This window comes from Rathayibacter sp. PhB151 (assembly GCF_004366415.1).
Lineage (GTDB): Bacteria > Actinomycetota > Actinomycetes > Actinomycetales > Microbacteriaceae > Rathayibacter > Rathayibacter festucae.
The window spans coordinates 754,218-778,880 of sequence record NZ_SOEN01000007.1 but is presented as its reverse complement, the minus strand read 5'-3'; the positions used below and the strand labels follow the sequence as shown (position 1 = coordinate 778,880).

Sequence of the window (24,663 nt, the reverse complement as noted above, 5' to 3'; positions counted from 1 at the left end):
CCTCTCCCCGCCTCACGGTGGGTACGGCCTCATCCGCCGGCACGAACCCTCGAAGGACCTCATGACCTCCACTGCGCCCGTACGCCTCCCCGACGGGAGCGAGCGCGTCGAACCGCGGACGATGCCCTGGTTCGCGCTCGCTGTGCTCGCCATGACGGGCTTCCTCCTCGTCGCCGCCGAGACGATGCCGGCGGGCCTGCTGCCGATCATCGCTGACGGAATGGACACCAGCGAAGGAGTCGTCGGACAGTTCATCAGCGTCTGGGCGCTCGGCACCGTCATCGTCACCATCCCCGCGATCAGCCTCACTCGTGGATTCCGCCGCAAGCCGCTGCTCCTCGGGAGCATCGCCTGCCTGATCGTCGCGAACACCGTCACTGCGCTCTCCAGCGACGTCGCGGTCTCCCTCGTCTCACGATTCGTCGCCGGAGCGTTCACCGGGATCATCTGGGGGATGCTCGCCGCGTACGGCCGCCGGATCAGCCCGCCTCGCAGAGCGGGACTGGCGCTGTCCATCGTGTCGGTCGGCGCCCCGGTCGGCTTCGCGCTCGGCACGCCACTCGGAGCGTGGCTCGGCACGGCCCTCGACTGGCGCTGGTCGTTCGGCGGTCTGAGCATTCTCGCGCTGCTCGCGTTCGTCCTGATCGCCCTCTTCGTCCCGGACACCCCAGGCCGGCCGCGAGCCGCAGCCGGGAGCCTCCCGCTGGCGCGCGTCTTCGCCATGCCAGGAGTGGCGATCGTCTGCCTGACGATCCTCGTCTGGATGCTCGCGCACAACACCATCTACACCTACATCGCGCCGTTCCTGCGCGAGGGCGGATCAGGACTCCGACCCGACCTCGTTCTCCTCGTCTACGGCGTCTCCTCGATCCTCGGCGTCGCGATCACCGCCGCGACCATCGACCGCTTCCCGCGGGCGCTGCTGCACTCGAGCCTCGCGGTGTTCGTGCTCGCCGGTCTGATCCTGCTCGTGGGCCGCGGCGCACCCGCCGCCGTCCTGCTGGCCGGCGTGCTGTGGGGCATCGGCTTCGGCGGCGCCTCCGCGCAGCTGCAGTCGGCACTCAGCCGCTCCGGGCGCGAGAACTCCGACATCGCGAACTCGTTCCTGCCCGTCGCGTTCAACCTCGCGATCTTCGCGGCGGGCATCATCGGCGCTCTTCTCCTGGAGGCCCTTCCCGCACTGGTCCTGGCGGCCCTCATGGCGGTCCTCGGCGCTGTCGCCCTCATCATCACCTTCTACGGCCGCCGGACCGCGTTCACCGTCGACCACCTCGACGCGCGCTGATGCGACACCCGGCGATCCAGCAGAGCAGGAGCTTCACATGACGACGAACTCGCGCCAGGCCACGCCCTACGAGCGCGTCACCGACTGACCCCCCTCCCGAAAGGAACACCATGAAAGCCACTGTCATGTACGGCGCCGGCGACGTCCGCGTCGAAGAGGTCCCGGACCCCGTCATCCAGCAGCCGACCGAGGCCCTGATCCGAGTGACCTACGCCTGTGTCTGCGGCTCCGACCTCCACCCCTACCACGACCTCGGCGGCACTCCCGAGGGTCGCCGAATGGGCCACGAGGCCATCGGAGTGGTGGAGCAGATCGGCGACGACGTCACGACCCTCTCCGTCGGCGACACCGTCATCGTGCCCTTCGCGTGGTCGGACGGGACCTGTCCCTTCTGCCAGGACGGCATCACCACCTCCTGCGTCCACGGCGGGTTCTTCGACGGAGCCCCCTCCGCGACCCAGGCGGAGAAGCTCATCGTCCCGCAGGCCGACGGCACCGCCGTCGTCATCCCGGCGGGCACCGACGAGTCGCTCATGCCGAGCGTGCTGACGCTGTCCGACGTCTACCTCACCGGCTATCACGCCGCCCTGCGCGGCGATGTCGGCCCCGGCAAGACCGTCACGGTCATCGGTGACGGCGCCGTCGGCCTGTCCGCGGTCCTCGCGGCGAAGCAGCTCGGCGCCGACAAGATCATCCTGATGGGCCGGCACACGGCCCGCACCGATCTCGGTCGCGAGTTCGGTGCCACCCACGTCGTCGCTGAGCGCGGCGACGAGGGAGTGGCGAAGGTGATGGAGATCACCGACGGTGAGGGGTCGCACGTCGTCCTCGAGGCCGTCGGCCACATGCCGGCCTACGAGCAGGCCTACCGGGTCGTCCGCCCCGGTGGCACCATCAGCCGCGTCGGCGTCCCGCAGTACGAGGACGCGGCCGTCGGCTTCCTGTCGCTCTTCGGCAAGAACGCCACGCTCACCGGCGGCCCCGCCACCGTCCGCGCGTACATCGAGCAGGTCCTCCCGCAGGTCCTGGACGGAACCATCGAGCCCGGCCGCGTGTTCGACCGTGAGATGCCGCTCGCGGAGATCGCGGAGGCCTACCGCCTGATGGACTCCCGCGAGGCCCTCAAGGTGCTGATCCGCCCGTAAGCCCACGCCACCGAATGCCCTGCCGTCCTCGGCAGGGCATTCGTCGTTCCCCGACTGCTCAGCATGAGCGAGACACCGGACCGCACGTCACGCGGTCAGCACGAGTGGTCCGTCCTCTGTGATCGCGAGCGCGTGCTCGGCGTGCGCCGCACGGCTCCCGTCCGCCGACCGCGCCGTCCAGCCGTCAGGGTCCCTCCAGACTCCTGATGTCGTTCTCGGAAGCGTCCTGGGCACGTGCCTCCGTCGACTCGAGACCGAACTCCGTGTCGAGAGCGTCGAGTTCGGTCGTGAAGTCCTCGCGCAGTCGGGCCTTCTCCGCCGCCGGCAGCCACGACGCGTCGACCCCTGTCAGTGCCATCGCGCGCAGTTGGGCGGGCGTCGCCCCGATCGGACCGGCGGCGATGCGGTACTCGTCGACGAGGGTGGTCGGGAACATGCCCGGGTCGTCCGAGCAGGGGGTGACCCGCAGACCGGCGTCGAGCATTGCGCGGATGGAGGCGCGGCGCCACGGGCGCCAGGAGCGGCGGGAGGTGGTCGACGCGACGGTGAAGACGACGCCGTCCTCGCGCATCCGCTCGACGACCGCCGAATCTTCGAGCACGAAGTAGCCGTGGTCGATGCGGTCGCAGCCCAGCAGGTCGAGGCAGGTGATCGTGTTCGCGGCGGTGGGCGCGTGCTCGGAGGAGTGCGCGGTGCGGCCCAGTCCCGCCCGGCCGGCGAGCGCGTACGCCTCGGCGAAGCGCTCGGGCGGGCCGGCGGTCTCGAGGTTGTCGAGGCCGATGCCGGCGACGTACTCGTGCGGGGAGTCGACGACCTGCTGCACGAGGGCGAGGGCTTCCTCCCCGCTGCGGCTGCGGTCGATGCCGGCGATCATCCGCCCGGTCATGCCGAAGTCGCGCTCGGCGGCGCGGATGCCGTCGGCGTAGGCCTCGATGCTGCCGCGGTACCCGAGCCCCGCGAGGTGCTCGGGCACGCCGTCGAAGAAGAGCTCGAGATGGCGTGTGCCGCTGCGGTGGTGCGCGTCCTCGAAGGCCTCGTAGACGATCCGGGTGAGGTCCTCCGCGGAGCGGAGCACCTGCACGACCCACTCCGAGACCTGGAAGAGGGAGTAGGAGACGTCGGGCTCGCACGCCGAGCGGTCCTGCGGCACCGGGACGACGGTGTCGCGGTAGAGCGCCGGGTCGGGCGGGAGGGAGTTGATGTCGGCGAAGATCCGCTCCGGGTCGGCGGGCAGCGCGAGGCCCTCCCGGCGGGCGAGCTCGGCGAACGTGCTCGCGCGCACGGTGCCGATCAGGTGGCAGTGCAGGTCGACCTTGGGGATCCGGCGGATCCACTCGTCGGGGACGGAGGCGGTCGGGGTGGCGGTCTCGGTGCTCATGGCGGTCTCTCCGGGTGGTGCGGGTGGTGCGGGGAGGGAGTGCGTCAGGGCGCGACACGGCGGCCGCGCCCTGACACACCGCCTACTGGGCGGTGACCTCGCGGGCGAAGCGGTCGACCCAGTCCGAGCGGGTGGGGACGAGCTCGGTGGGGTCGAGGGTCTCGTAGCCGGCGGCGGTGGGGTCGGCAGCGATGTCCCCGACGACGGCGGTGATCGACTCCGGGACCTGAGCGGCGAGGTTCACCGGCAGGTCGCCCACGACCTCGGCGGAGGAGGTCTGCGCTTCGACGGAGAGCAGGTAGTCGATGAACTGCTCCGCGGCGTCGGTGTTCGCGGCTCCAGCGGGGATCATCGCGCGGTTGGTCGCCATGTAGCGGCCGGTGGCGGGCGGAGTCCAGCCGATCGGCTCGCCCGAGGCGACGAGGTCGGTGGCGAAGCCGCTGAGGGCGTCGGCGGCGGTGATCTCACCCTGGGTCAGCAGGTTCGTGACCTCGGTGGAGGAGCTGTAGAACTGCAGCACGCCGGGCGCCCAGCCGGAGAGGGTGTCGAGCGCCGTGTCGATGTCGTAGGGCCCGTCGCCGTAGGTGGCCGCGACTCCGCTGATCATCAGCTGGCCCGCGGTGACCGAGATGTCGGGCAGCGCGACGCGGCCGGCGTTCGCGGCGTCGCCGTAGAGCTCCCAGTCGGCGGCCTGCTCGGACGAGAAGGCGTCGGTGGAGTAGAGCGTGCCGTTGAGCTGGTAGCTGTAGGCCGGACCGAGGTAGACGTCCTCCTTCGCGAAGTCGGCGATGTCGGCGATCGCGGGAACGGCGTCCACGTCGACCTGCTCGAAGAGGTCGTCCTCCTGGCCGAGCGCGGCGTAGTAGTCGCTGATGAGCATCACGTCGACGCCGGGGTCGTCGCCGCCCGCGAGCTGCAGCTGCGACAGCCGGTCGGAGTTGGAGCCGGTCTCGACCTCGACCTCGATGCCGGTCGCCTCGGTGAAGGGGTCGATGACCGCCTCCTGGAACTGCTCGACCCCGAAGGGGAAGGTGCTGACGACGAGGGTGTCGGAGGCGCCCTCCGCGCTGCCGGAGTCGGAGCCGCCGGAGCAGCCGGCGAGAGCGAGTGCGCCGATGACGGCGCCGGCGGTGAGGCTGATGGCGCGCCGGGGAGTGATGCGGGACATGGCGGTTCCTTTCGAGGGGAGCTGTGGAGGGGAGCTGCGGGGGAGCGGAGGCTTCGGAGAAGGGGCGGGGGCGGGAGGACCCGCGCTCAGTCGCGGGCGATGGCGACGATCTGCGACGCCGCGGCCGAGACGATCACGGGGTCACCGGGCGCGACGCGTGCGGCGGAGTCGGCGCGCACGTCCGACACGAGCCGCACCCGGTCGCCGGCGGGGTCCGTCGCCTCGACCGTCACGAGCACGTCGACCCCTCGGTACGCGACATCGACGACGACCGCGGGCAGCGACAAGGCGGACGAGCCGGTGGCCTCGCCGCTCGTCACCGCGAGGTGCTCCGGCCGCACGGTCGCGAGCGATCCGTCGGCGAGGCCGAGGAAGTTCTCGTAGCCGAGGAAGTCGGCGACGAAGCGGTTGGCCGGAGCGCCGAAGACTGCGGCCGGACCGCCCTGCTGCATGATGCGCCCGGCGCGCATGAGCACCATCTCGTCGCTCATCTCGAGCGCCTCGTCCTGGTCGTGGGTGACCAGAACGACGGTCAGGCCCGTCTCGGACTGGATGCGGCGGATCTCGGAGCGCATCTGGACGCGGAGCCGCGCATCGAGGTTCGAGAGCGGTTCGTCGAGCAGGAGAAGCCGCGGGCGGATCGCGATGGCGCGGGCGAGGGCCACGCGCTGCTGCTGACCGCCCGAGAGCCGCCGCGGCCGGCTGGCCGCGAGATGCGCGAGCCCGACCATCTCGAGGCTCTCGGTCACCCGCTGCGCTCGCTCGGCGCGTCCGAGGCCGCGCAGCTTGAGGCCGTAGCCCACGTTGTCGGCGACGCTGAGGTGCGGGAACAACGCGTACGACTGGAACACCATGCCCAGCCCGCGCTTCTCGGGGGCGAGCCGGGTGCTGTCGACGCCGTCGATCAGGATCCGGCCGGAGGTCGGCGTGGAGTAGCCCGCGAGCATCCGCAGCGACGTGGTCTTGCCGCATCCGCTGGGCCCGAGGAGGGTGGTCAGCTTCCCGGCCGGGATCGCCAGGTCGATGCCGTCGACCGCGGTGAAGTCACCGAAGACCTGACTGACGTCGACGAATTCCGCTGCTGCGCTCATCGGTTGATGCCTCCGAAGATCTGGGCGAAGCCGACGCTGCGCTCGGCGATGATCGCGATGACGACGGTCGCCGCGAGGATGAGGGTGGACGTGGCCGCGACCATGGGGTCGTAGCTCTGCTGGACGTAGTCGAGCATCGTGACGGGCAGGGTCCTGGCGTCGCGGCTCTGCAGGAGCAGCGACAGCGGGACGTTGTTGAACGAGGTCACGAATCCGAGCAGCGCGGCAGAGAAGACGCCGGGGCGCAGGATCGGGAGCGTCACGGTGAAGAAGGTGCGCAGAGGACCAGCACCTAGTCCTCGCGCGGCCTCCTCGAGCGCGGGGTCGCTGGTGGCGAGCGAGGCGCCGGTCACGCGGACCGCGTAGGGGAGCAGGAGCGCCGTGTGCCCGATCAGCAGCACGGCCGCGTTGTCGACGTCGAGCGTGACGACGAGCTGCTGGAACAGCGCCAGGCCGACCACGAGCTCGGGCACGATCAGCGGCGAGAGGAAGAGACCCTCGATCAGCGAGCGCCCGGGGATGCGGCCCCGGTAGATCGCCAGGGTGGCGGGGATGCCGATCAGCAGGGCGATCGCCGTCGAGAGCACTGCGAGCTGCGCGCTGGTCGCCAGCGACTCCAGGAACGGGTCGTACGAGAGCGCCTCGCCGAACCAGCGGAACGAGAAGCCCTCCGGCGGGAAGCGGAGCGTTGAGCCGGCGGTGAAGGCCGTGGCGACGACGAACAGGATCGGCACGATCATGATCACGTAGCCGGCGACCGCGAGCGACGCGGCGACGGGGCGGCGGGTCCTCATGAGACGGCTCCCTTCCGGGCGACGAGGGAGGAGAGTCCGGAGACCAGGAAGACCAGGACCGTCATGACGATCGCCGTGGCGGAGGCGCCGGCCCAGTCGATCGTGACGCTGGAGTAGGAGAACAGCTGGGTGCTCAGCATCCGCTGGCTCGACCCTCCGAGCAGGTAGGGCGTCGTGTACGCGGTGACGGAGCCGGCGAAGACCAGCGTCGCGGCGACGACCACGCCGGGCAGCGAGAGCGGGACGACCACGTCCCAGAAGGTGCGGGTGGGGCTCGCTCCGAGCCCGCGGGCGGCGTCGTCGAGGCCGGCGTCGACCTGGGAGACGGCGGAGTAGCAGGAGATGATCGCGAGCGGCAGGAAGAGCTGCGTCAGGCCCAGCACGATCGCGAGCTCCGTGTAGAGCAGCTGCGGCGCCTCGGACACGACCCCCAGGCCCACGAGCAGCTGGCCGATCGCGCCGTTCGAGCCGAGTACCACGAGCCAGCCGAAGGTGCGCACGACGTTGCTGAGCAGCAGCGGGAAGATCGCGAGGGCCAGCAGGACGCCGGACCAGCGCGATGAGGAGCGCGCCAGCAGGTAGGCGATCGGGAAGCCGAGGACGACGCAGATCAGCGTGACCACGAGCCCGATGCCGACCGTGCGGCCGATGATGCGCAGCTCGTAGGGGTCGGTGAGCATCTCGCCGACGCGGGCGATCACCTCGAGGGGACCCGTGCCGGGAGGGGCGAAGAGCATCACCAGCGAGGGGACGACGAAGAAGAGCAGCAGGAAGCCCAGCCCGGGCAGGAGCAGGAGGGGAGCGGTCCTCGACCTCACGAGTACCTCCGATCGGACGCGTCGGGCGGCGTCAGGAAGGCCGCGGAGTGGATGTAACCGGTTGCATCGAGAGTAGACCGGCGAAGCTACCCACTTCGATTCGTGTATGTAAACACTGTGTTTCGGGGCCGGGGGCCATCGACAGCACCGGATGTGAGCGGTTGCAGGGATACCCCTATGATCAGGGGAGAGTGAAAGGGGAGCACGTGGCCACGCTCGCCGATGTCGCCGCTCTCGCCGGGGTGTCCAAGGCGACCGCGTCGCGCACCCTGTCGCGACCCGAGGTCGTCTCGCCCGAGACGGCAGCCCGCGTGCTCAGCGCCGCGGCGAAACTGGGATTCATCCCGAACTCGGCGGCCCGCCAACTGGCCCGCGGCCGCACCGGCGTCGTCGCCCTGGTCGTGCCCACGCTCGACAACGCGTTCTTCACCCCGATCATCGGCGGTGCGCAACGCCGCGCCGACGAGGACGGCCTGCAGCTCACGGTGGCTGTGCATCCCCTCGAGGCGGTGCGCGAGCTCGGAGCGTTCGACCGACTCTCGCGGCAGGTCGACGGCTTCATCGTGGTCGCGCCGCGCGGCGGTGACGAGCTGCTGCTCTCAGCGGGATCGCACAAGCCGACGGTACTGGTCGACCGCGAGGTCGACGGGATCGCCTCTGTCGTCGCCGACACCGCCTCGGCGTTCGGCGCGCTCGTCGAGCGCTTCGCGGCCGACGGCCACGAGCGCGTGCTCTACATCGGCGGGCCGGACGGGTCATGGCAGGACCGGCAGCGCGCGGCCGCGGTCCGCGAGGCGGCTCGGCGCGGGGGAGTGGAGCTGACCGTGCTGGGCCCGTTCCCGGCCACGTTCGCAGCGGGAGTGGGCACCGCGGCGGCGGTGCGAGAGTCCGGAGCGACAGCCGTCGTGCCCTACGCGACCGCACTCGGCCTCGGCGTGCAGTACGCGCTGCTGTCCTCTGGCGGGATGCCGGAGGGGCTCGTCGTGAGCTCGGAGCGCTCGATCGTCGACGCACTCGGTCTGGTCGGGGTGCCCGCGGTCGATGTCGACGGCGAGCAGCTCGGGCGGGAGGCCGCCGATCTCCTGATCGACCGGCTATCGCGTCGTGACGCAGCGCCCGAGCGGAGGCGACTGGCGGTCCCCGTGCAGTGGCCCGTCGGCGGCTGACCCGCCTTCCGACGATCGAGCGCGGCCTCGACGGGGACGGCTCCTTCGATTCAGAGCGAAGTCCAGCTCATCTCACGTCGACCCGAACTGACATAATGTGCATTATCGGCTGTCTGCAGCGAGCGGCCGGGAGTGCATGTTCCGCGACCAGGCTGCTCCAGCGGACGACCCGGGGCACCTGACGCGGGACGCAGCCGCCGACCGCGCCCGCTGACCGTGCGGACCCGCAGCCCTACCAGGTCCGGGCGGCTTCCGGAGTGCCTTGTGGGCGCGCCGTCGTCCCGGCACTGTCGTGCCGAGACGGACTGTTCGTCACCGAGAGGGAGTCATGGACGACGAGACCCTGCTGGGCATCCTGCTGCGTGGGCGGCCGGCGACGCTCGAGGACGCGGTGCTCGCGACCCACCTCGAGCCCGCGCAGGTCGCGGCGGCCGTGCAGCGGCTCCGAGACCGGGGACTGATCGGCGGCACCGGCGACGTCCTGGCCTATCCCCCGCCCGCGGACTGGGCGAACGAGGCCGTCTCGGTGCACACCCGACGAGTCCGGGTCGCGGCCGAGGACGCCATGTCCGGCATCGAGAAGATCCTGGAGAACCTGCCCACCGTGCTCCGCGCCTGGTCGACGGGCGAGGCGGCCGCCGACCTGGTGCCCACGGTGCTGCGTCACGGACCCTATGCCGCGGAGGACCTGCTGTGGGAGCTCGTCGGCACCCCGTCGGGCTCCCTCGTCGCGGTGTTCGCCAGCATCGACCGGCTGATGACGGCGCCGATCGACCGGGCAGTCCGCTTCGGTGATGCCCTGCAGGAGAGGGACACGGTGCGCATCATCGTCCCGTCGTCCGCGGCGGCCGACCCCCGGGTGCTCGAGCGGATGGCCGTCTACGGACGGGTCGGTCTGGAATACCGCTCGCTCGACCGGCCGCCGGGCTGGTTCTGGGTCGACGGCGACCACATCGCGCTCCCCTTCGTCTGGGGCGAGGCGACCCCGACGAGCGTGCTCGGAGTCCGCCACGCGGGCCTCGCGAACATCGTCCGCGCCTACTTCGACGAGCTCTGGCAGCGCGCGGACCCGCTGGGCAGCGACGAGCACTCCTGGCTGCCGCTCCTGCGTCTGATGCAGCAGGGCAACACCCTCGACAGCGCCTCCAACCGCCTCGGCATCAACCCCCGCACCGGCCGCCGCCGCATCTCCGCCGCGATGGAGCACTACGGAGTCGACACGCTCTTCGGCCTGGGTGCGGCGTGGGGCGCGGGACGGGCGGGCAACGCGACGCGGCCCGGGGGGTGACGCACTCCTGCCAGCTCAGGTCTGTGGGCGTCCGTGCCGAGGAGATCCGCCCTGCTGCTGGACCAGCCTGCTCGGAAGCGAGCTCACGAGCGCGAGCGCGCTGACTCCGCACCGCGGGACTCCTCCCGCAGCCGCATCGCGGCCTCGTCGTCCAGCCAGTTCGGCCCCGTGTTGCGGAGGAACACCGCGTAGACCACCAGGGAGACGGCGATCACGGCGGTCGCGTAGCCGATGAAGGCCGGCACCTGGTCGGCGCCGAGCGCGCCGGCGTAGAGCAGCGGCGCGGTGCCGCCGAAGACCGAGTTGGCGAGCGCGTAGCCGAAGCCGAGCCCGAGGGCGCGGACGTGCGTGGGGAACAGCTGCGCCTTCACGACGGCGTTGATGGAGGTGTAGCCGGTGAGGATCACGAAGCCGCCGACCAGGATCGCGAAGGCGGCGAGCGGGGCGGTCTGCTGCGGCAGGGCGGTGAGGAGGAACCAGGTGTAGAGCACTCCCCCGATCCCGAAGAAGACCAGGAGGGTCTTCCGGCCGATGATGTCCGAGAGCCAGCCGCCGAGCGGCTGCAGGAGCATCAGCGTCGTCAGGGCGATGAGGTTGATGACGGTGCCCGTGACGACGTCGTCTCCGGCGAAGGCGCTCTTGATGATGCTCGGGCCGGTCACCGAGTACGTATAGAAGGCGACCGTGCCGCCCATCGTCACCGCGAAGCAGAGCAGCAGCGGCCGCCACTGGTGGACGAGGAGCTCGCGCATCGAGCCGCTCCGGCGGGACTCCCCTGCTCTGACGGCCTCGATCCGGGTCGTCGCCAGCGATTCGTCCATGCTGCGGCGGAGCCAGAACACGACGACCGCGGCGACGCCGCCGATGCCGAAGGCCACCCGCCAGCCCCAGGCGGAGATCGCCTCGTCGGGCAGGGTCAGCACCATGACGAGCAGCGTCAGCTGGGCGAGGACGTGGCCGCCCACGAGGGTGACGTAGTGGAACGACGAGAGGAAGCCGCGCCGGCCGGGGATCGCCGCCTCCGACATGTAGGTGGCGCTCGTCCCGTACTCCCCGCCGGTGGCGAAGCCCTGCAGCAGGCGCGCGAGCACCAGGAGGACCACCGCTCCCCCGCCGATCGACTCGGCCGTCGGCGCGAACGCGACGAGGAGGGAGCAGGCGGCCATCACGGAGACCGAGACGGTCAGCGCGAGGCGGCGCCCGTGCCTGTCCGCGAAGCGGCCGAAGAACCAGGAGCCGATCGGCCGCATGAGGAAGGTGACCGCGAAGATCGCCCAGATGTAGAGGGTCGAGTTCTTCTCGCCGGGAGCGAAGAACTGCGACTCGAAGTAGACGGCGAAGACGGAGTAGACGTAGACGTCGAACCACTCGACGAGATTGCCCGCCGATCCCTTCAGGGTGTTCGACACGGAGCGTCGGAGGCTGGTGGGGGTCGTCGTCGTCGACATGATGGTCCGATCATCAAGGGTTCCGGGTGGGACGGATCTCGGGGCGGCGAGGGAGCTGCGGCGTCTCCGCCGTCGGCGCCCCGCGTCGCGGCGAGCCCAGGGGCATCTCTACCGCATTACCGGCGGCCTGTTCGGAAACCTAACGGTCTCCTGACGCGATCGGGGTCGGACCGCGACGAGGTCGCCGCGTCTCGCGCCAATCGGGCGGAGACGCTGGCCATATCAGTATGGTCTCTCAGTGGAGGTGGACACATGAGTATCCGTACTGAGAACTCGCTGCGATCATCGGCGACGAGGACTATCGCCGTCGCCTCGATCGTCACCATCGCCGCTTCGCTCTCCGGGTGCACAGCGGGAGACGCCGCGCCGCCGAGGCCCACTGTCGCTCCGCTCCCGGCTGCTGAGGTGGAGCGTGCAGTGGCCGAGAAGCAGGACGCCGACTGGGGTCTGCTGGCGGTGAAGTATCCGAACGCGGTCCGACCCGAGGTCGATGTGATCCGCACCGTGAACCCCGCGGAGTCGACGTCGGCGATCGCGGACTGCATGGTCTCAGTCGGCTTCCCGGAGACCAAGGCCACTCCGGACGGCGGCCTCGACTACGGTTCCTTCCCCACGGAGCAGACGCAGACTCACGACATCGCCCTGTTCGTGTGCGAATCGCAGTATCCGATGGATCCGAGATTCGACACGGCAACGAGCGAGGCGCAGTACGAGTTCCTTTACCACTACTACGCGCACGACCTCTCCGAGTGCCTGGAGAGTCACGGCATCGACGTGCCGGAGGCGCCCACCTACGAGACCTTCCGCGACACCATCGATTCGCGAGAGGCGTGGAACCCCTACCTCAGTTTCGAACCCACCGGGGACACGCAGTGGCTCGCGGTGAACAAGGACTGCCCGGAGACGCCTCCGGGCTACTTCGGGGAGTGATGAGCGCCTCACTGCTCCACATGCCTGATCACTGCGACCGCCTTCACCCACGTCACGGATTTCGTGGCAGAAACAGAATGGAGAACATGATGAGGAAAGCACGTCCAGCAGCAGCAGCAGCAGTGGCTCTGGTGGGGGGAATCGCTTTGGCGCTGATAGTCCCGGCTCCGGCCAGCGCTGCGTCCTATTCGTGCGGGGGCAACCGCACAGTCGGCATCTCGGCGGTCTACTCGACGTCGAGCGACGGGGACGGGGGGATTCTCCACGGGTACGAGTCGACCAATGGTCGGACCTACGGCAAGGATTTCAGTTCACCCGCCAAATTGCCGGGTTCGCACAGAACATTCTCCCAGTCGGCGTTCCGCGACGTTTCGAGTTGGAGTGTGGGAACGAACGGCACGGCCAGCCTGAACAGCTCGGGCGCGAGTTGCTACCAGTAAGAGAGCTCTCGCCCTCGATCAGCGATCGCTGATCAGGCGTGGTCGGTCGGAGGGCGACAGCTGCCCTCCGACCGATCTCCGTGCGAAAGGCCTCTGCTGGTGAAAGGACTCTGCTGGTGAAAGGACTGTGCTGGTGAAAGACGATCGATCGCCTGAGAGACGTCTTCTCTCTCCCGTCGCCGCTCTCGCCTTCTGCCTGGTGGTGATGGCCGGTGTCGCGGGCCTCTGGGCGGGTGCGGTGATCTTCGCGCCCGCAGAGGAGGCCGTACCGGTGACCGACTACACGACCGCTGTCGCTCGAGCCGGTGCTGTCAGCGCGTCGGTGAACCTGGTGGCGACCGCCCACTGGACTCAATCCCCCGCGGGGACCAATTCGGCGAAGGGCACGGTGACGACGGTCGATCATGTGCCCGGCGACGTCGCCGATCAGGGCGAGGAGCTCTACACCGTGGACCTTCGGCCCGTGGTTCTCGCGCGCGGCGTGATCCCCGCGTTCCGGGACATCGACGGGACGAGCGAGGGCGAGGACGTGGGTCAGCTCCAGGAGCTGCTGGGCGACCTCGGGTTCTACCGCGGCGCTGCGGACGGTGCACCGGGACCGCGCACCGCGGCCGCGATCAAGGAGTGGCAGACGGCTGCGGGATATCCGATGGACGGCGTCGTCCGTCGGGGCGACCTGGTCTTCGTGCCCGAGGTGCCGACCCGGCTGGTCGTCGACCAGACCCTCATCACCCGAGGAGCAGTGGTCTCCGGCGGCGAGGTCGTCGCGAGGACGCTGCCGAAGACGCCGACGTTCTCCGTCACGGCGACAGCGGCGCAGGCCGCCCAGATCGGCGTGGGAGTCGCGGCGGAGATCACCGGACCGGACGGACCCTGGCGGGCGGTCACGGCGGTCCAGGAGGTGAAGCCCGAGGTCGGGGTGTCGATAGCGCTCGCCGGCGCGGACGGCGAGGTCATCTGCGGCGAATCGTGCGCGGATCTCGATGTGACGCAGGACACCCTCCTCCCCGTCCTCATCACGACGACACCCGAGACGTCCGGTCTGACCGTCCCGACCGCGAGCATCCGGACCGACGTGAACGGGGACCTCGAAGTGACCGATTCGGCCGGCGAGAGGCATCGTGTCGAGGTCGTCGCTGCAGCGAAGGGCGTCTCGGTCGTGACCGGTCTCGAGGAGGGCACGGAAGTGCGCGTCCACGGCGATGATGCTGCACCCCGATGATCACTGCTGAGAGCATCGACTTCCGCTATCGACGAGGTCCCCGGATACTCACGGACTTCAGTGCTGCCGTGACGCACTCCGAGATGGTCGCGATCACCGGCCCGTCCGGGAGGGGCAAGTCGACCCTGCTCTACATCCTGGGTCTGATGGCGACGCCGGAATCGGGAGGAGTCCGGATCGACGGCGTCGATGTGAGTGCCATGAGCGATCGATCGAGGTCGGAGTACCGAGCCGAGAACATCGGGTTCGTCTTCCAGGACGCCGCTCTGGATCCCACGAGAACAGTCCTCGACAACATCGTCGAGACGGCTCTCTATCGCGGGTGCCGGAACTCGGCAGTGGAACTCACGGCGCACGGGCTGATGGAGCGCTTCGGGGTCGCCCTGCGCTCCTCGGCGAGACCCCACCAGGTCTCCGGCGGCCAGGCGCAGCGGATAGCACTGTGCCGGGCGCTCATCAACGATCCGACGATCATCCTCGCGGACGAGCCGACGGGGAATCTCGATCCGGACTCCGCGGCGGTGGTCGTCGACGCGCTGCGAGAGCGCGCCCGATCGGGATCCTCGGTGATCGTGGTCACTCACGACGAGACGGTCGTCGCCTCCTGCGATCGGAGGATCCGCCTGTGAAGCGGAGATTCGTCCTGCCCGTGCTCCGAGAGGCCCTCGCCTCCTCGCTCGCGCAACCGGTGACCTCCCTCCTCACCCTGGTGATGGTGGTAGCGATGTGCGCCGGGATCGTTCTGACGACCGGGCGGACGGTGGGAGCCGAGCAGAGCGTTCTCGCGACGGTGGACTCGGCGGGAACCCGGTCCCTCCTGGTCCGCGGAGAGGCGCAGGCGGGCCTGTCGTCGGACGCACTCGAGAGGATCTCCCGACTCTCCGGAGTGCAGTGGGCGGCCGCGTTCTCGGATGCCAGTGACGTCGGGAACTCCCGGATCGCGGAGGGGAGGAAGGTCGCTCTTCGATCGGTGTGGTCCTCCGACTTCGCAGAGCTGGGCATCGATGCCGCGCATTCTCCCGGCGGGTCGGCGTGGACGTCCGAGGACGCGCTCGCGGCTCTGGGCTTCGCCGAGGAGACCGGCTCGGTCTCGACGGGCAGTGGAGCCGGGGTCGACGTCGTCGGGACCTTCGCCTCGTCCGAGTACCTGTCCTTCCTCGGCCCGTCCGTCCTGGTCCCGATGCCTCCGTCCTCGTCCGGGAGTGTGGGCTACGTGATCGTCATCGCTTCGGAGCCCGAGATGGTCCGCCCGCTGACGCGTTCGATCGGCTCCCTTCTGGCTCCGACGGACCCGCAGGGCGTCACCGTGACCACCAGCGCGCCTTACGCGGACCTGCGGGCCGTTCTCGAGGGCACTCTCGGTGGTTTCGGCCGAGATCTCGTGGGTCTCATCGCCGGCGCAGGCGCGGTCTTGGTCGGTGCGACGCAGTACGGTCTCGTCCTGATGCGGCGCAAGGACTTCGGACGTCGAAGGGCTCTCGGCGCCACGAGGGGCCTCATCGTCCTGCTCGTCGTGTGTCAGGTCCTCCTCGTCGCGACGATCGGCGCCCTGCTGGGGACGGCGGGGTCCGCCGTGCTCCTGGTGGCCGGCGGCGACCCGCTTCCCAGCGTCGACTTCCTGGCCGCCACGGGGACTCTGGCGATCGTGGTCTCCGTCGTCGCCGCACTGCTCCCCGCGCAGAGAGCGGCGAGCAGGGACCCTCTGCACGAGCTGAGAGTGCCGTGATCCTGTCGGATCTCGCTCGACGACGAATCCGCGTGCGACCTGCCCCGCTTGCCGACACCCGATCGACAGGCTCCTCCGTTCGACAGGATGTGCTGTTCCGGACCCCGGTGAACAGCAGATCCTGGCGAATGGCGGACGGATTCGCTATGCGGTGACGGTGCGGGCGGCTCGGGTGCGCGTCCGCAGCCGGTACAGGCTGGTGGTGGCGGCGATGAAGAGGTCGGTGCCGTCAGGTCCGCCGAAGCAGACGTTCGCCACGACCTCCGGCACGGGCACGAACAGCAGCTCGGCGCCGTCCGGGGCGAAGACGTGCACGCCGTCGCCGGCCGAGGACCACACCCGGCCGCGCTCGTCGACGGCGATCCCGTCGGGCAGGCCGTGCTCGATCACCGCGAAGAGGCGGCCGTCGCGGGCGCCCGCTCCCCGGTCGACGACGTCGTAGGCGCGGATCCAGTGGCCGGGACCGTCCTCGAGGCTCATCGCGGTGTCGGTCACGTAGACCGTCGCGCCGTCCGGGGAGAAGGCGATGCCGTTCGGCTGCACGATGTCGGTGACGACCGGCGCGAGGCCGTCCTCGGCACTCCAGCGGAAGACCCAGCGCGCCCCGTACTCGCGCTCGCCCGGGTGCCCTTCGGCCGGCTGCCGGATGCCGTAGTCCGGATCGGTGAACCAGTAGGAGCCGTCGGGCGCGACCGCGACGTCGTTGGGCGAGTTCAGCCGCCCGCCGTCCCAGCTCGAGACGAGCTCCTCGACCGTGCCGTCCGGCCGCTCGCGCTCCAGTCGGCGCAGCCCGTGCGAGCACTGGACCACGCTCCCGTCGGCGTCGAGGAGCCGCCCGTTGGTGAACTCCACGCCCTCGCGGTGCACCGAGGTCTCCCCGGTCGCGCTGTCCCACTGCAGGATGCGGTCGTTCGGGATGTCGCTCCAGCGCAGGCGCCCCTCGGCCGGGATCCACAGCGGCCCCTCGCTCCAGACGGCGCCCGTCCACAGCCGCTCGAGTCCGCCGTCGCCCCGGAGGAGCGCCTCGGCGTCCGTCCGTCTTCCGTCCGTTCGTCCCTCGTCCGCTGTCTCGTCGCTCATCGGCTCCCGCCCCGTCCTGTTCCCCTCATTCTCGCGGAGGTGCTCACGACGGTGCCCAGCAGCCTTCCGGCATCGCCGGAGTCGTCGGTGCGCAGTCGGTGCGCAGTCGGTGCGCAGTCGGCGCGCAGTCGGCGCCGTGCGATCGAGGACCTGGCGCAGAGGCGAGCCGATCGAGAGCCGTCTTCCGCGACCGCGGCGCCCGCCCTGGCGGAGGACCGCGGTCTCCGGTCGTGGGGTGACGGGTCTCGCTCGTTCGGGGGGTAGGGACGGCGCGAGATGACGGCAAGGACCCGTTGTCGCGGGTCATCACGAGTGCCAGGGTCGGCACTGGGCGAGTCGTGCAGGCGCCCGGTCGCTCCGTCCGTAGAGGAACCCGCTGATGCGTTTCACTATCCGCCGATCCACTGTCCGCCGATCCGCTGTCCCCCGCAGTCTCGCCGTCGCCGTGCTGGCCGTCGCGCTCATCGTCTCCGGCGCTCCTGCTCAGGCGGCTCCCGCTCCGGCGCAGGCGGCGGCCGCGGCGGCAGCTGCAGCTCCCGTGGTCGGCCCGATCACCGGGGTCGCGTCGAAGCGCTGCCTCGACGTGCCGAACGGGTCGACCGCGAACCGGACGATCGTGGTCCTCTACGACTGCAACAGCGGCGCCAACCAGAAGTGGACGATCGCCACGACCGGCGAGATCACCGTCTACGGCGGCGCGAAGTGCCTGGAGGTGCGCAACCGCGCGACGTTGGCCGGTGCCGACGTGCAGATCTCGGACTGCGTCGGCGGAGACGGGCAGCGCTGGCGAGTCGAGAGCGACGGCACCATCCGCGCTGTCGCCTCGGGCCTCTGCCTGAGCGTCAAGGACCGGAAGACGGCGAACCGCTCATCGGTGCAGATCGCGGCCTGCGCCGGCGGCGACTGGCAGAAGTGGCGGACCAGCGCGGTCGTCGCGGACACCACGGCCCCGTCCGCGCCGGGGAGCCCGCGGGTGACGAACCTCGCCTGCCGCACGGCGACCTTCTCCTGGAACGCGTCCACGGACGCCGTCGGGGTGGCGGGATACGACGTGTATCACGACGGCCAGTTCATGAAGTCCGTCGCCGGGAACGTCCTGTCCACCGGCCTCGACGTGGTGCCGGGCGCGCAGTGGGGCCTCTACGTGAACGCCCGGGACGCCGCCGGCAACGTCTCACAGGCCAGCGCCACCGTCGCGATCACGGTCCCGCAGTGCAGCACTGACACGCAGGCGCCGACGAGTCCGACCGGGCTTACCGCGAGGGCGTCCGGCACCGCTGTCACCCTCACCTGGACCGCGAGCACCGACGACATCGGGGTGCGCAGCTACACCGTCTTCCGCGGCTCCGCGCAGGTCGGCACGGTCGCCGGCAGCGGCACGACGGCGCCGGTCACGACGTTCACCGAGAGCGGCCTCGCGGCGAACACCGCCTACTCCTACACTGTCGCGGCCGTCGACGCCCAGGGCAACACCTCTGCTCGCAGCGCCGCCGCCGCGGTGACCACGGGCGGCGCCTGCAGCACCGCGTTCTGCACCGTCACCCAGGTCGCCACCGACACCGACATCCCCTGGGGGCTGACCACCGTCCCCGACGGGACCGTGCTCTACTCCCGCCGCGACGCGCAGGACATCGTCCGTCTGAACCCCACGACCGGCGTGAAGACCAGCCTCGGGACCGTGCCGAACGTGCAGAGCACGGACGGCGAGGGCGGTCTGCTGGGCATCGCGGTGTCGCCGACGTTCGCCACCGACCAGTGGCTGTACGTGATGCACACCTCCCCCACCGACAACCGGGTGATCCGCCTCAAGCTCGTCGGCGACCGCCTCGACACGAGCACGGTGCAGGTCCTCGCCTCCGGGATCCTGCGGAACAAGTACCACAACGGCGGACGCCTGCGCTTCGGCCCCGACGGCAAGCTCTACGTCAGCACCGGCGACGGCCAGAACACCGCCACCGCGCAGAACCTGAACTCGCTCAGCGGCAAGATTCTGCGGATCAACCCGGACGGCAGCATCCCCGCCGACAACCCGTTCGGGAACGCCGTCTGGAGCTACGGCCACCGGAACCCCCAGGGGCTCGCCTTCGACTCGCAGGGCCGCCTGTGGGAGCAGGAGTTCGGCAACAGCGTCATGGACGAGACCAACCTCATCGTCCGCGGCGGCAACTACGGCTGGCCGGCCTGCGAGGGCACCAGCGGCAGCTGCGGCACCGCCGGCTTCCTCGCTCCGAAGGCGACGTACCCGACCTCCGCGGGCTCCTGCTCCGGCCTGACCGTCGTCCGCGACGTCGTCTACATCGCCTGCCTCCGCGGCACCCGCCTGTACCGCGCCCCGATCACCGGCGACGCGCTGGCCACCCCGACCTCGGCCTTCGTCGGCACCTACGGCCGCCTGCGCACCGTCGAGCCCGACGGCCGGGGCGGCCTCTGGATGACGACCTCCAACACCGGCGACAAGGACAGCATCCCGAACAACAGCAGCGAGAAGATCCTCCGCGTGACCCTCGGCGGCTGACCCGCGAGATCGGCGGGCAGACCCGCCGTCTGACGCTGCTGGATCTCGATACGCCCGCTGCGCGGGCTACTCGATCAGCATGGTTCCCCGATGCGCGGGCTGGTCGATCTGCATGGTTGCCCGCTGCGCGGACTGCTCGACCAGCATGCATCCGCGCTCGGCGGCCGCATGCGGGCGTGCTCGTTGCATGCTGGTCGAGTAGCCGCCGCAGGCGGCGTATCGAGACCCACCGTCCTCAGCGGGGTGGTCTGCAGACCCGCCTTCCGACGCGGGTGGATCTCGATAAGCCCGCTGCGCGGCTACTCGATCAGCATGGATCCCCGCTGCGCGCGCTGCTCGATCAGCATGGATCCCCGCTGCGCGGGCTACTCGATCAGCATGGATCCCCGCTGCGCGGGCTACTCGATCAGCATGGATCCCCGCTGCGCGCGCTGCTCGATCAGCATGGATCTCCGTTGCGCGGGTTGCTCGATCAGCAGGCATCCGCCCTTCCTCGTCGTGTGAAGCATGCACGGCCTTCCACGGCGCGATTGACTACGCAGTCAAACCGTGTTGTACTCGTCGGACCGCGCAGTTGACTGCGCTGTCAACCTCGGGTCCGAGGACGAGCGAAGGAGCTGCGACGTGGACGCATCGAAGGCCGTGCCGCAGCCGGACGACCGCGGTCGCCGGGTCTCGATGGCCGACGTGGCCCGCGCCGCCGGCGTGAGTCAGAAGACGGTCTCCCGCGTCGTCAACGGGGAGGCGCACGTCTCCTCCGAGATCGGCGAGCGCGTCGCCACGGCGATCCGCACCCTCGGCTTCCGGCCGAACGCCGCGGCCCGAGCCCTGGTCACCCAGCGGAGCCGCCGGATCGGCATGGTGACGATGAGCACCTCGCTCTACGGTCCGTCCGCGATCCTCGACGGCGTCGAGCAGGCCTCTCGTGCCGCCGGCTACTCCCTCAGCGTCGTGCGCACGGCGGAGAACAGCGGCGCGGAGCTGCAGGAAGCGGTCGACGCCCTCGTGGATCAGGGCGTCGACGGCATCATCCTCTCGGAGCCGGTCGACTTCGGGCATCCGCGCCTCACCATCCCCGCCGACGTCACCGTGCTCAGCTTCGACCACCCGAGCGAGGCGCACCGCCCCGAGGAGCTCGTCGTGGGCACCGACGAGGCCGGGGCCGCCCGCAGCGCCACCGAGCACCTCCTCGCCCTCGGCCATGAGACGGTCTGGCACATCGCCGGCGCCGGCACCTGGTCGGCCACCCGCCGTCGCATCGACGGCTGGCGGACCGCCCTCGCCGACGCCGACGCCGCCGAGCCGCCCGTTCTGAGCGGCGACTGGAGCCCGCGCTCGGGGGCGGAGGCGATGGCGTCGATCCTGCACCGCCGCGACGTCACCGCCGTCTTCGCCGCCAACGACCAGATGGCCGTCGGGGCGATCCACGCCGCCGAGGCGGCCGGCCTGCGCATCCCCGAGGACCTCAGCGTCGTCGGCTTCGACGACGACCCGATCTCGGAGTTCCTGCACCGGCCGCTCACCACGGTCAAGCAGGACTTCGCCGAGGTCACGCGCATCGCGATGCACCGGATGATCCGCACCCTCGACGGCCATGCGCCGACCGAGCGGCACCGCTCGGTGCCCGCCCAGCTGATCGTCCGCGCGTCCAGCGGGCCCGCGAACCCCGAGCGCGCGGCGCTGGCGCCGGCGCCGCCCGTCCCTGTCCCGTAGCTCCCCCTGTCCCGTAGCTCCCCCGTCCCGTAGCTCCCCTGTCCCGTAGCTCCCCGTTCCGGCTCTCGGCCCGCGGCTCCCCCCTTTCATCCCTCCCCGTCCCTTCCCACCGCCGTCCGTGCGGTCCGCACGAGCCGCCTGCGCGCGGTCCCTCCGGCGCGCCCGCCGGCCCGTCCCTCCCCCTTCTCCGAAGGAGCTCTTCCATGCACCCACTGTCCCCCGCGCTCTCCCGCCGCGGGCTGCTCCGTCTCGGCGCCGCCGCCGGCGGCTCGGCGGCCCTCGCCTCCCTGCTCGCCTCGTGCGCCGCGACCGGTCCGCAGGCGGCCGTCGAGTCCGGCGCCGTCGACCTCTCGTTCTGGACGCACGACGACGGCTACGTGACGTTCTTCTCGGAGGCGCTCGCCCTCGCCGATGCGCGCACCGACTTCTCCTACTCGCTCGATGTCACCAAGATCGGCGCGACCGACATCGTCACCAAGCTGATCGCGCAGGCCGTCGCCGGCTCCGGCACGCCGGACCTCGTCGGCATCGAGGTCGCGAACTTCGCCCGCACGCTCCGCGGCTCGATCGCGCCCGAGCTGCTGGTCGACCTCACCGAGGCGACCGCCCCCTACCGCGACGACCTGATCGCCGCCCGCGTCGACGCGTTCAGCAAGGACGGCGCCCTCTACGCGCTCGACTCCGACACGCCGCTCGCCGTCTACTACTACCGGGAGGACGAGTTCGCGCGCCTCGGCGTGCCGACCGACCTCGAGACGTGGGAGGAGTTCGCCCGCGTCGGCGGCGAGATCAGCGCGCGGGAGGGCGTGTCCTTCGGCGCGCTCTCCGTCGGAAGCGATCTGCCGCAGGTCGTGCAGGGCTACCAGCTGCTGCTGATGCAGCGCGGCGGACAGCTCTTCGACCGCGACGGGAACCTCGACCTCGCCACCCCGGAGGCCGAGGAGGCGCTGCAGTTCGCGGTCGACGGACTCGCCTCCGGCTTCTTCACGACCGTCGCCGACTACTACGGCCCGAGCATGCAGAGCGGCCTGAAGCAGGGCTCGATCCTCGGGGTCGACATGCCCACCTGGTACTCGAGCTACGGCATCAAGCCGAACGTGCCCGAGCAGGCCGGCCTCTGGCGGGTGAAGACGCTCCCCCGCTTCGAGAACGGTGGCAGCCGCACGGCCGTGGGCGGCGGCACCGGCTTCGCGGCGGTCAGCGGCAAGGCCAACAGCGACGCCGCGGTCGAGCTCGTCCTCGCCGCCTACCTCGACCCGGCCCAGCAGGTGAAGCGCTACCGCGATCTCGGCTATCTGCCGACGCTGCGCTCGGTCTACGACGACCCCGAGCTCGCGACGATCACCGACGACTACTTCGGCGGCCAGGCGCTCTTCGACGTCTACGGCGAGATCATCGACGAGGTCCCGTCGCTCTTCCAGAGCCAGGACCAGCAGATCCTCACGACCGTGCTGTCGGGCTACCTCCTCCAGGCCTACAAGGGCACCCTCTCCCCGGCGCAGGCGCTCCGCGCCACGGCCGAGGACTTCCGCGGCCAGGCCCGCAGCTAAGGATCGATGATGTCGACTCTCACCACGGCCGGGGCGCCCGCCTCCGCTCAGGACGGCCGCGGCGGCTCCCCGCTCGAGGCCCGGCGCGCCGCGAAGCGGAAGCGCCTGAACACCTCCGGCGGCCGGGCCCCGTACCTCTTCATCGCGCCGTTCTACCTGCTCTACGCGTTGTTCATGATCGTCCCGGTCGGTGCGGCGATCTACCTCAGCCTCACGGAGTGGGTCGGCCTCGGCTCGCCCGAGTTCGTCGGGCTGGCCAACTACGGGAACCTGCTCGGCGACACGAGCTTCGGCGTTGCGCTGGTGAACACGCTGATCTACACGCTGATCGCGGTGTTCCTCATCGTGCCGTGCTCGCTGCTGATCGCGCAGGGCCTGAACGCCCGCGGGCTCAAGGCGCGCGACCTGTTCCGGCTCACCTTCTTCATCCCGATGGTGCTCTCGCCGATCGTCATCGCGCTGATCTACAGCCTGATCTTCGACCGCAGCTACGGACTCCTGAACTCGCTGATCCGCGCGGTCTTCGGGTTCGGCGACATCGACTGGCTCGGCGACCCGACGCTGGCCAAGGTCGCGATCGGTTTCGTCCTGCTCTGGCGCACGGTCGGCTACCTGACGATCTTCTTCCTCGCCGCACTGCAGGCCGTGCCGAAGGAGCTGTACGAGGCGGCCGAGCTCGACGGCGCCGGCGTGCTCGCCAAGTTCCGCACCGTGACGCTCCCCGCGATCCGCCCGGTGACCGCGTTCGTCGTCGTCACCTCCTTCATCAGCGCCGCCCAGCTCTTCGACGAGCCCTACCTGCTCACGCGGGGCGGACCGGGCGAGGCGACCCTCTCCGTCTCGATGTTCATCTACCGCGCCGCGTTCGAACGCCAGCAGTTCGGCTACGCCGCCGCGGCCGGAGTCGTGCTCTTCGTGCTCGTCTTCGCCGTCAGCCAGATCCTCAACCGCGCCCTCGCCATCGGGAGAACCTCATGACTGCCACCACGGGAATCGTCACCGCCGACGCTCCGGAGCGCCGCATTCCGCGGAGGCAGCGCCGGGCGAGCGGAGGCGAGCGCGCCCGCCGCGGACTGCTCTACGTCACCCTCTCGGCCCTGCTGCTCGTCTTCGTGTTCCCGCTGCTGTGGGCGCTGAGCGGCTCGTTCAAGAACCGCGGCGACATCTTCTCCACTCCCCCGTCGCTCGTCCCGAACCCGGCGACCACCGACAACTACGTCAACCTGCTGACCACGCAGCCCTTCTGGGCCTGGTTCGGCATGAGCGTCGGCACCTCGCTGCTGGCGACCGCGGTCTCGGTCTTCGTCTGCGCGATGGCGGGCTACGGCTTCGCGAAGTTCGCCTTCCGCGGCAAGAAGGTGCTCTTCACGATCATGTTCTCGTCGCTGTCGGTGCCGTTCGTCGTGATCCTGGTGCCGCTGTTCATCCTGATCGTGAAGGCGGGGCTCTCGAACCCGTGGTTCGCGCTGATCGTGCCGTGGGTCGCTCCCGCGTTCGGGATCTTCATGATGCAGCAGTTCATCGTCCAGTCGATCCCGGACGAGATCATCGAGGCGGCCCGGATCGACGGCAACAGCGAGTTCGGCACCTTCTGGCGCGTGGTACTGCCGCTGCTGCGCCCCTCCCTCGGAGCGCTGGGCGTCTGGGGCTTCCTGCAGAGCTACAACAGCTTCCTCTGGCCGCTCGTGCTGCTCTCGGACTCGTCGCAGTACACGATCCCGCTGGGCCTGAACATCCTCTTCGCATCGGAGAACCGCTCCTACGACCTCGTCCTGGCGGGCGCGGTCCTCGCCTCGGTGCCGACGATCCTGGTGTTCTTCCTGCTGCGCAAGCAGCTGCTCGACGGGCTGACCGCGGGCGCCGTCAAGGGCTGACACCCGCACCGCCCTCCTCCGCCACTCCTCTC

General features: G+C 70.4%; 21 protein-coding genes and 1 pseudogene. 14 read left to right on the top strand and 8 right to left on the bottom strand.

Annotated features, from left to right (window positions below; genetic code table 11):
• The first annotated feature begins 61 nt into the window (after nt 1-61).
• Together EDF35_RS10995 and EDF35_RS10990 are read left to right on the top strand one after the other, a co-directional pair.
• Nucleotides 62-1,285, top strand: coding sequence for an MFS transporter (locus tag EDF35_RS10995; protein WP_243839936.1), 1,224 nt, complete (start codon nt 62-64; stop codon nt 1,283-1,285).
• Nucleotides 1,286-1,395: 110 nt separating this feature from the next.
• Nucleotides 1,396-2,430 carry an alcohol dehydrogenase catalytic domain-containing protein gene (locus tag EDF35_RS10990; protein ID WP_208323053.1) on the top strand — a complete coding sequence of 345 codons (1,035 nt, stop codon included), beginning with the start codon at nt 1,396-1,398 and terminating at the stop codon, nt 2,428-2,430.
• Between the two features lie 87 nt (nt 2,431-2,517).
• Here the strand turns inward: EDF35_RS10990 and EDF35_RS21235 are convergent.
• The 6 genes and pseudogenes from EDF35_RS21235 to EDF35_RS10960 form a co-directional block, all read right to left on the bottom strand.
• Nucleotides 2,518-2,643, bottom strand: a pseudogene (locus tag EDF35_RS21235) (type I methionyl aminopeptidase); the annotation flags it as partial.
• A complete protein-coding gene (locus tag EDF35_RS10980; RefSeq protein WP_243839935.1) occupies nt 2,615-3,808 on the bottom strand; it encodes a hypothetical protein in 1,194 nt (397 codons plus the stop codon). The pseudogene EDF35_RS21235 and the gene EDF35_RS10980, both read right to left, overlap by 29 nt.
• A gap of 82 nt (nt 3,809-3,890) precedes the next feature.
• The gene (locus EDF35_RS10975) at nt 3,891-4,976 is read right to left on the bottom strand and encodes an extracellular solute-binding protein (protein WP_133962343.1); all 1,086 of its coding nucleotides are present in this window, start codon (nt 4,974-4,976) and stop codon (nt 3,891-3,893) included.
• 86 nt (nt 4,977-5,062) lie between these two features.
• Complete coding sequence (locus EDF35_RS10970; protein ID WP_123703879.1) at nt 5,063-6,067, bottom strand: ABC transporter ATP-binding protein; 1,005 nt, start codon at nt 6,065-6,067, stop codon at nt 5,063-5,065.
• A complete protein-coding gene (locus tag EDF35_RS10965; protein ID WP_123446479.1) occupies nt 6,064-6,861 on the bottom strand; it encodes an ABC transporter permease in 798 nt (265 codons plus the stop codon). Before EDF35_RS10965 ends, EDF35_RS10970 begins: the two co-directional genes overlap by 4 nt.
• Nucleotides 6,858-7,679 (bottom strand): ABC transporter permease, encoded by an 822-nt coding sequence (locus EDF35_RS10960; protein ID WP_123703877.1) that lies wholly within the window; start codon nt 7,677-7,679, stop codon nt 6,858-6,860. Before EDF35_RS10960 ends, EDF35_RS10965 begins: the two co-directional genes overlap by 4 nt.
• A 206-nt stretch (nt 7,680-7,885) precedes the next feature.
• Between EDF35_RS10960 and EDF35_RS10955 the strand changes: the two genes are divergently transcribed.
• Both EDF35_RS10955 and EDF35_RS10950 read left to right on the top strand, forming a co-directional pair.
• A complete protein-coding gene (locus EDF35_RS10955; RefSeq protein ID WP_133962342.1) occupies nt 7,886-8,845 on the top strand; it encodes a LacI family DNA-binding transcriptional regulator in 960 nt (319 codons plus the stop codon).
• Nucleotides 8,846-9,173: 328 nt separating this feature from the next.
• Nucleotides 9,174-10,133: a hypothetical protein gene (locus EDF35_RS10950; RefSeq protein ID WP_133962341.1), complete on the top strand. Its 960-nt coding sequence runs from the start codon at nt 9,174-9,176 to the stop codon at nt 10,131-10,133.
• An 83-nt stretch (nt 10,134-10,216) separates the two neighbouring features.
• Here EDF35_RS10950 and EDF35_RS10945 read toward each other — a convergent pair whose 3' ends face one another.
• The gene (locus EDF35_RS10945) at nt 10,217-11,581 is read right to left on the bottom strand and encodes an MFS transporter (protein ID WP_133962340.1); all 1,365 of its coding nucleotides are present in this window, start codon (nt 11,579-11,581) and stop codon (nt 10,217-10,219) included.
• Between the two features lie 252 nt (nt 11,582-11,833).
• Between EDF35_RS10945 and EDF35_RS10940 the strand changes: the two genes are divergently transcribed.
• The 4 genes from EDF35_RS10940 to EDF35_RS10925 all read left to right on the top strand — a co-directional run bounded on the left by EDF35_RS10940 (nt 11,834) and on the right by EDF35_RS10925 (nt 15,899).
• The gene (locus EDF35_RS10940; RefSeq protein WP_133962339.1) at nt 11,834-12,511 is read left to right on the top strand and encodes a hypothetical protein; all 678 of its coding nucleotides are present in this window, start codon (nt 11,834-11,836) and stop codon (nt 12,509-12,511) included.
• A 573-nt stretch (nt 12,512-13,084) separates the two neighbouring features.
• Nucleotides 13,085-14,173, top strand: a complete 1,089-nt coding sequence (locus EDF35_RS10935; protein WP_133962338.1) for a peptidoglycan-binding domain-containing protein — start codon at nt 13,085-13,087, stop codon at nt 14,171-14,173.
• Complete coding sequence (locus EDF35_RS10930) at nt 14,170-14,802, top strand: ABC transporter ATP-binding protein (protein ID WP_133962337.1); 633 nt, start codon at nt 14,170-14,172, stop codon at nt 14,800-14,802. The genes EDF35_RS10935 and EDF35_RS10930 overlap by 4 nt, the downstream gene beginning before the upstream one ends.
• The gene (locus EDF35_RS10925) at nt 14,799-15,899 is read left to right on the top strand and encodes an FtsX-like permease family protein (RefSeq protein ID WP_133962336.1); all 1,101 of its coding nucleotides are present in this window, start codon (nt 14,799-14,801) and stop codon (nt 15,897-15,899) included. Before EDF35_RS10930 ends, EDF35_RS10925 begins: the two co-directional genes overlap by 4 nt.
• A 144-nt stretch (nt 15,900-16,043) precedes the next feature.
• Here the strand turns inward: EDF35_RS10925 and EDF35_RS10920 are convergent, their stop codons facing one another.
• Nucleotides 16,044-16,979 (bottom strand): SMP-30/gluconolactonase/LRE family protein, encoded by a 936-nt coding sequence (locus tag EDF35_RS10920; RefSeq protein ID WP_133962335.1) that lies wholly within the window; start codon nt 16,977-16,979, stop codon nt 16,044-16,046.
• A 379-nt stretch (nt 16,980-17,358) separates the two neighbouring features.
• On the opposite strand from EDF35_RS10920, the gene EDF35_RS10915 reads away from it, so the two are divergent.
• The 6 genes from EDF35_RS10915 to EDF35_RS10890 all read left to right on the top strand — a co-directional run bounded on the left by EDF35_RS10915 (nt 17,359) and on the right by EDF35_RS10890 (nt 24,631).
• Nucleotides 17,359-19,494 carry a PQQ-dependent sugar dehydrogenase gene (locus tag EDF35_RS10915; RefSeq protein ID WP_133962334.1) on the top strand — a complete coding sequence of 712 codons (2,136 nt, stop codon included), beginning with the start codon at nt 17,359-17,361 and terminating at the stop codon, nt 19,492-19,494.
• Between the two features lie 90 nt (nt 19,495-19,584).
• A complete protein-coding gene (locus EDF35_RS10910) occupies nt 19,585-19,998 on the top strand; it encodes a hypothetical protein (RefSeq protein ID WP_133962333.1) in 414 nt (137 codons plus the stop codon).
• A 120-nt stretch (nt 19,999-20,118) separates the two neighbouring features.
• Complete coding sequence (locus EDF35_RS10905) at nt 20,119-21,207, top strand: LacI family DNA-binding transcriptional regulator (protein WP_243839933.1); 1,089 nt, start codon at nt 20,119-20,121, stop codon at nt 21,205-21,207.
• 203 nt (nt 21,208-21,410) lie between these two features.
• On the top strand, nt 21,411-22,757 hold the full coding sequence (locus EDF35_RS10900; RefSeq protein ID WP_123733299.1) for an extracellular solute-binding protein: 1,347 nt from the start codon (nt 21,411-21,413) through the stop codon (nt 22,755-22,757).
• A gap of 9 nt (nt 22,758-22,766) precedes the next feature.
• Nucleotides 22,767-23,735, top strand: coding sequence for a sugar ABC transporter permease (locus tag EDF35_RS10895; protein ID WP_123733300.1), 969 nt, complete (start codon nt 22,767-22,769; stop codon nt 23,733-23,735).
• A complete protein-coding gene (locus tag EDF35_RS10890; RefSeq protein WP_123703850.1) occupies nt 23,732-24,631 on the top strand; it encodes a carbohydrate ABC transporter permease in 900 nt (299 codons plus the stop codon). Before EDF35_RS10895 ends, EDF35_RS10890 begins: the two co-directional genes overlap by 4 nt.
• Nucleotides 24,632-24,663: the final 32 nt, after the last annotated feature.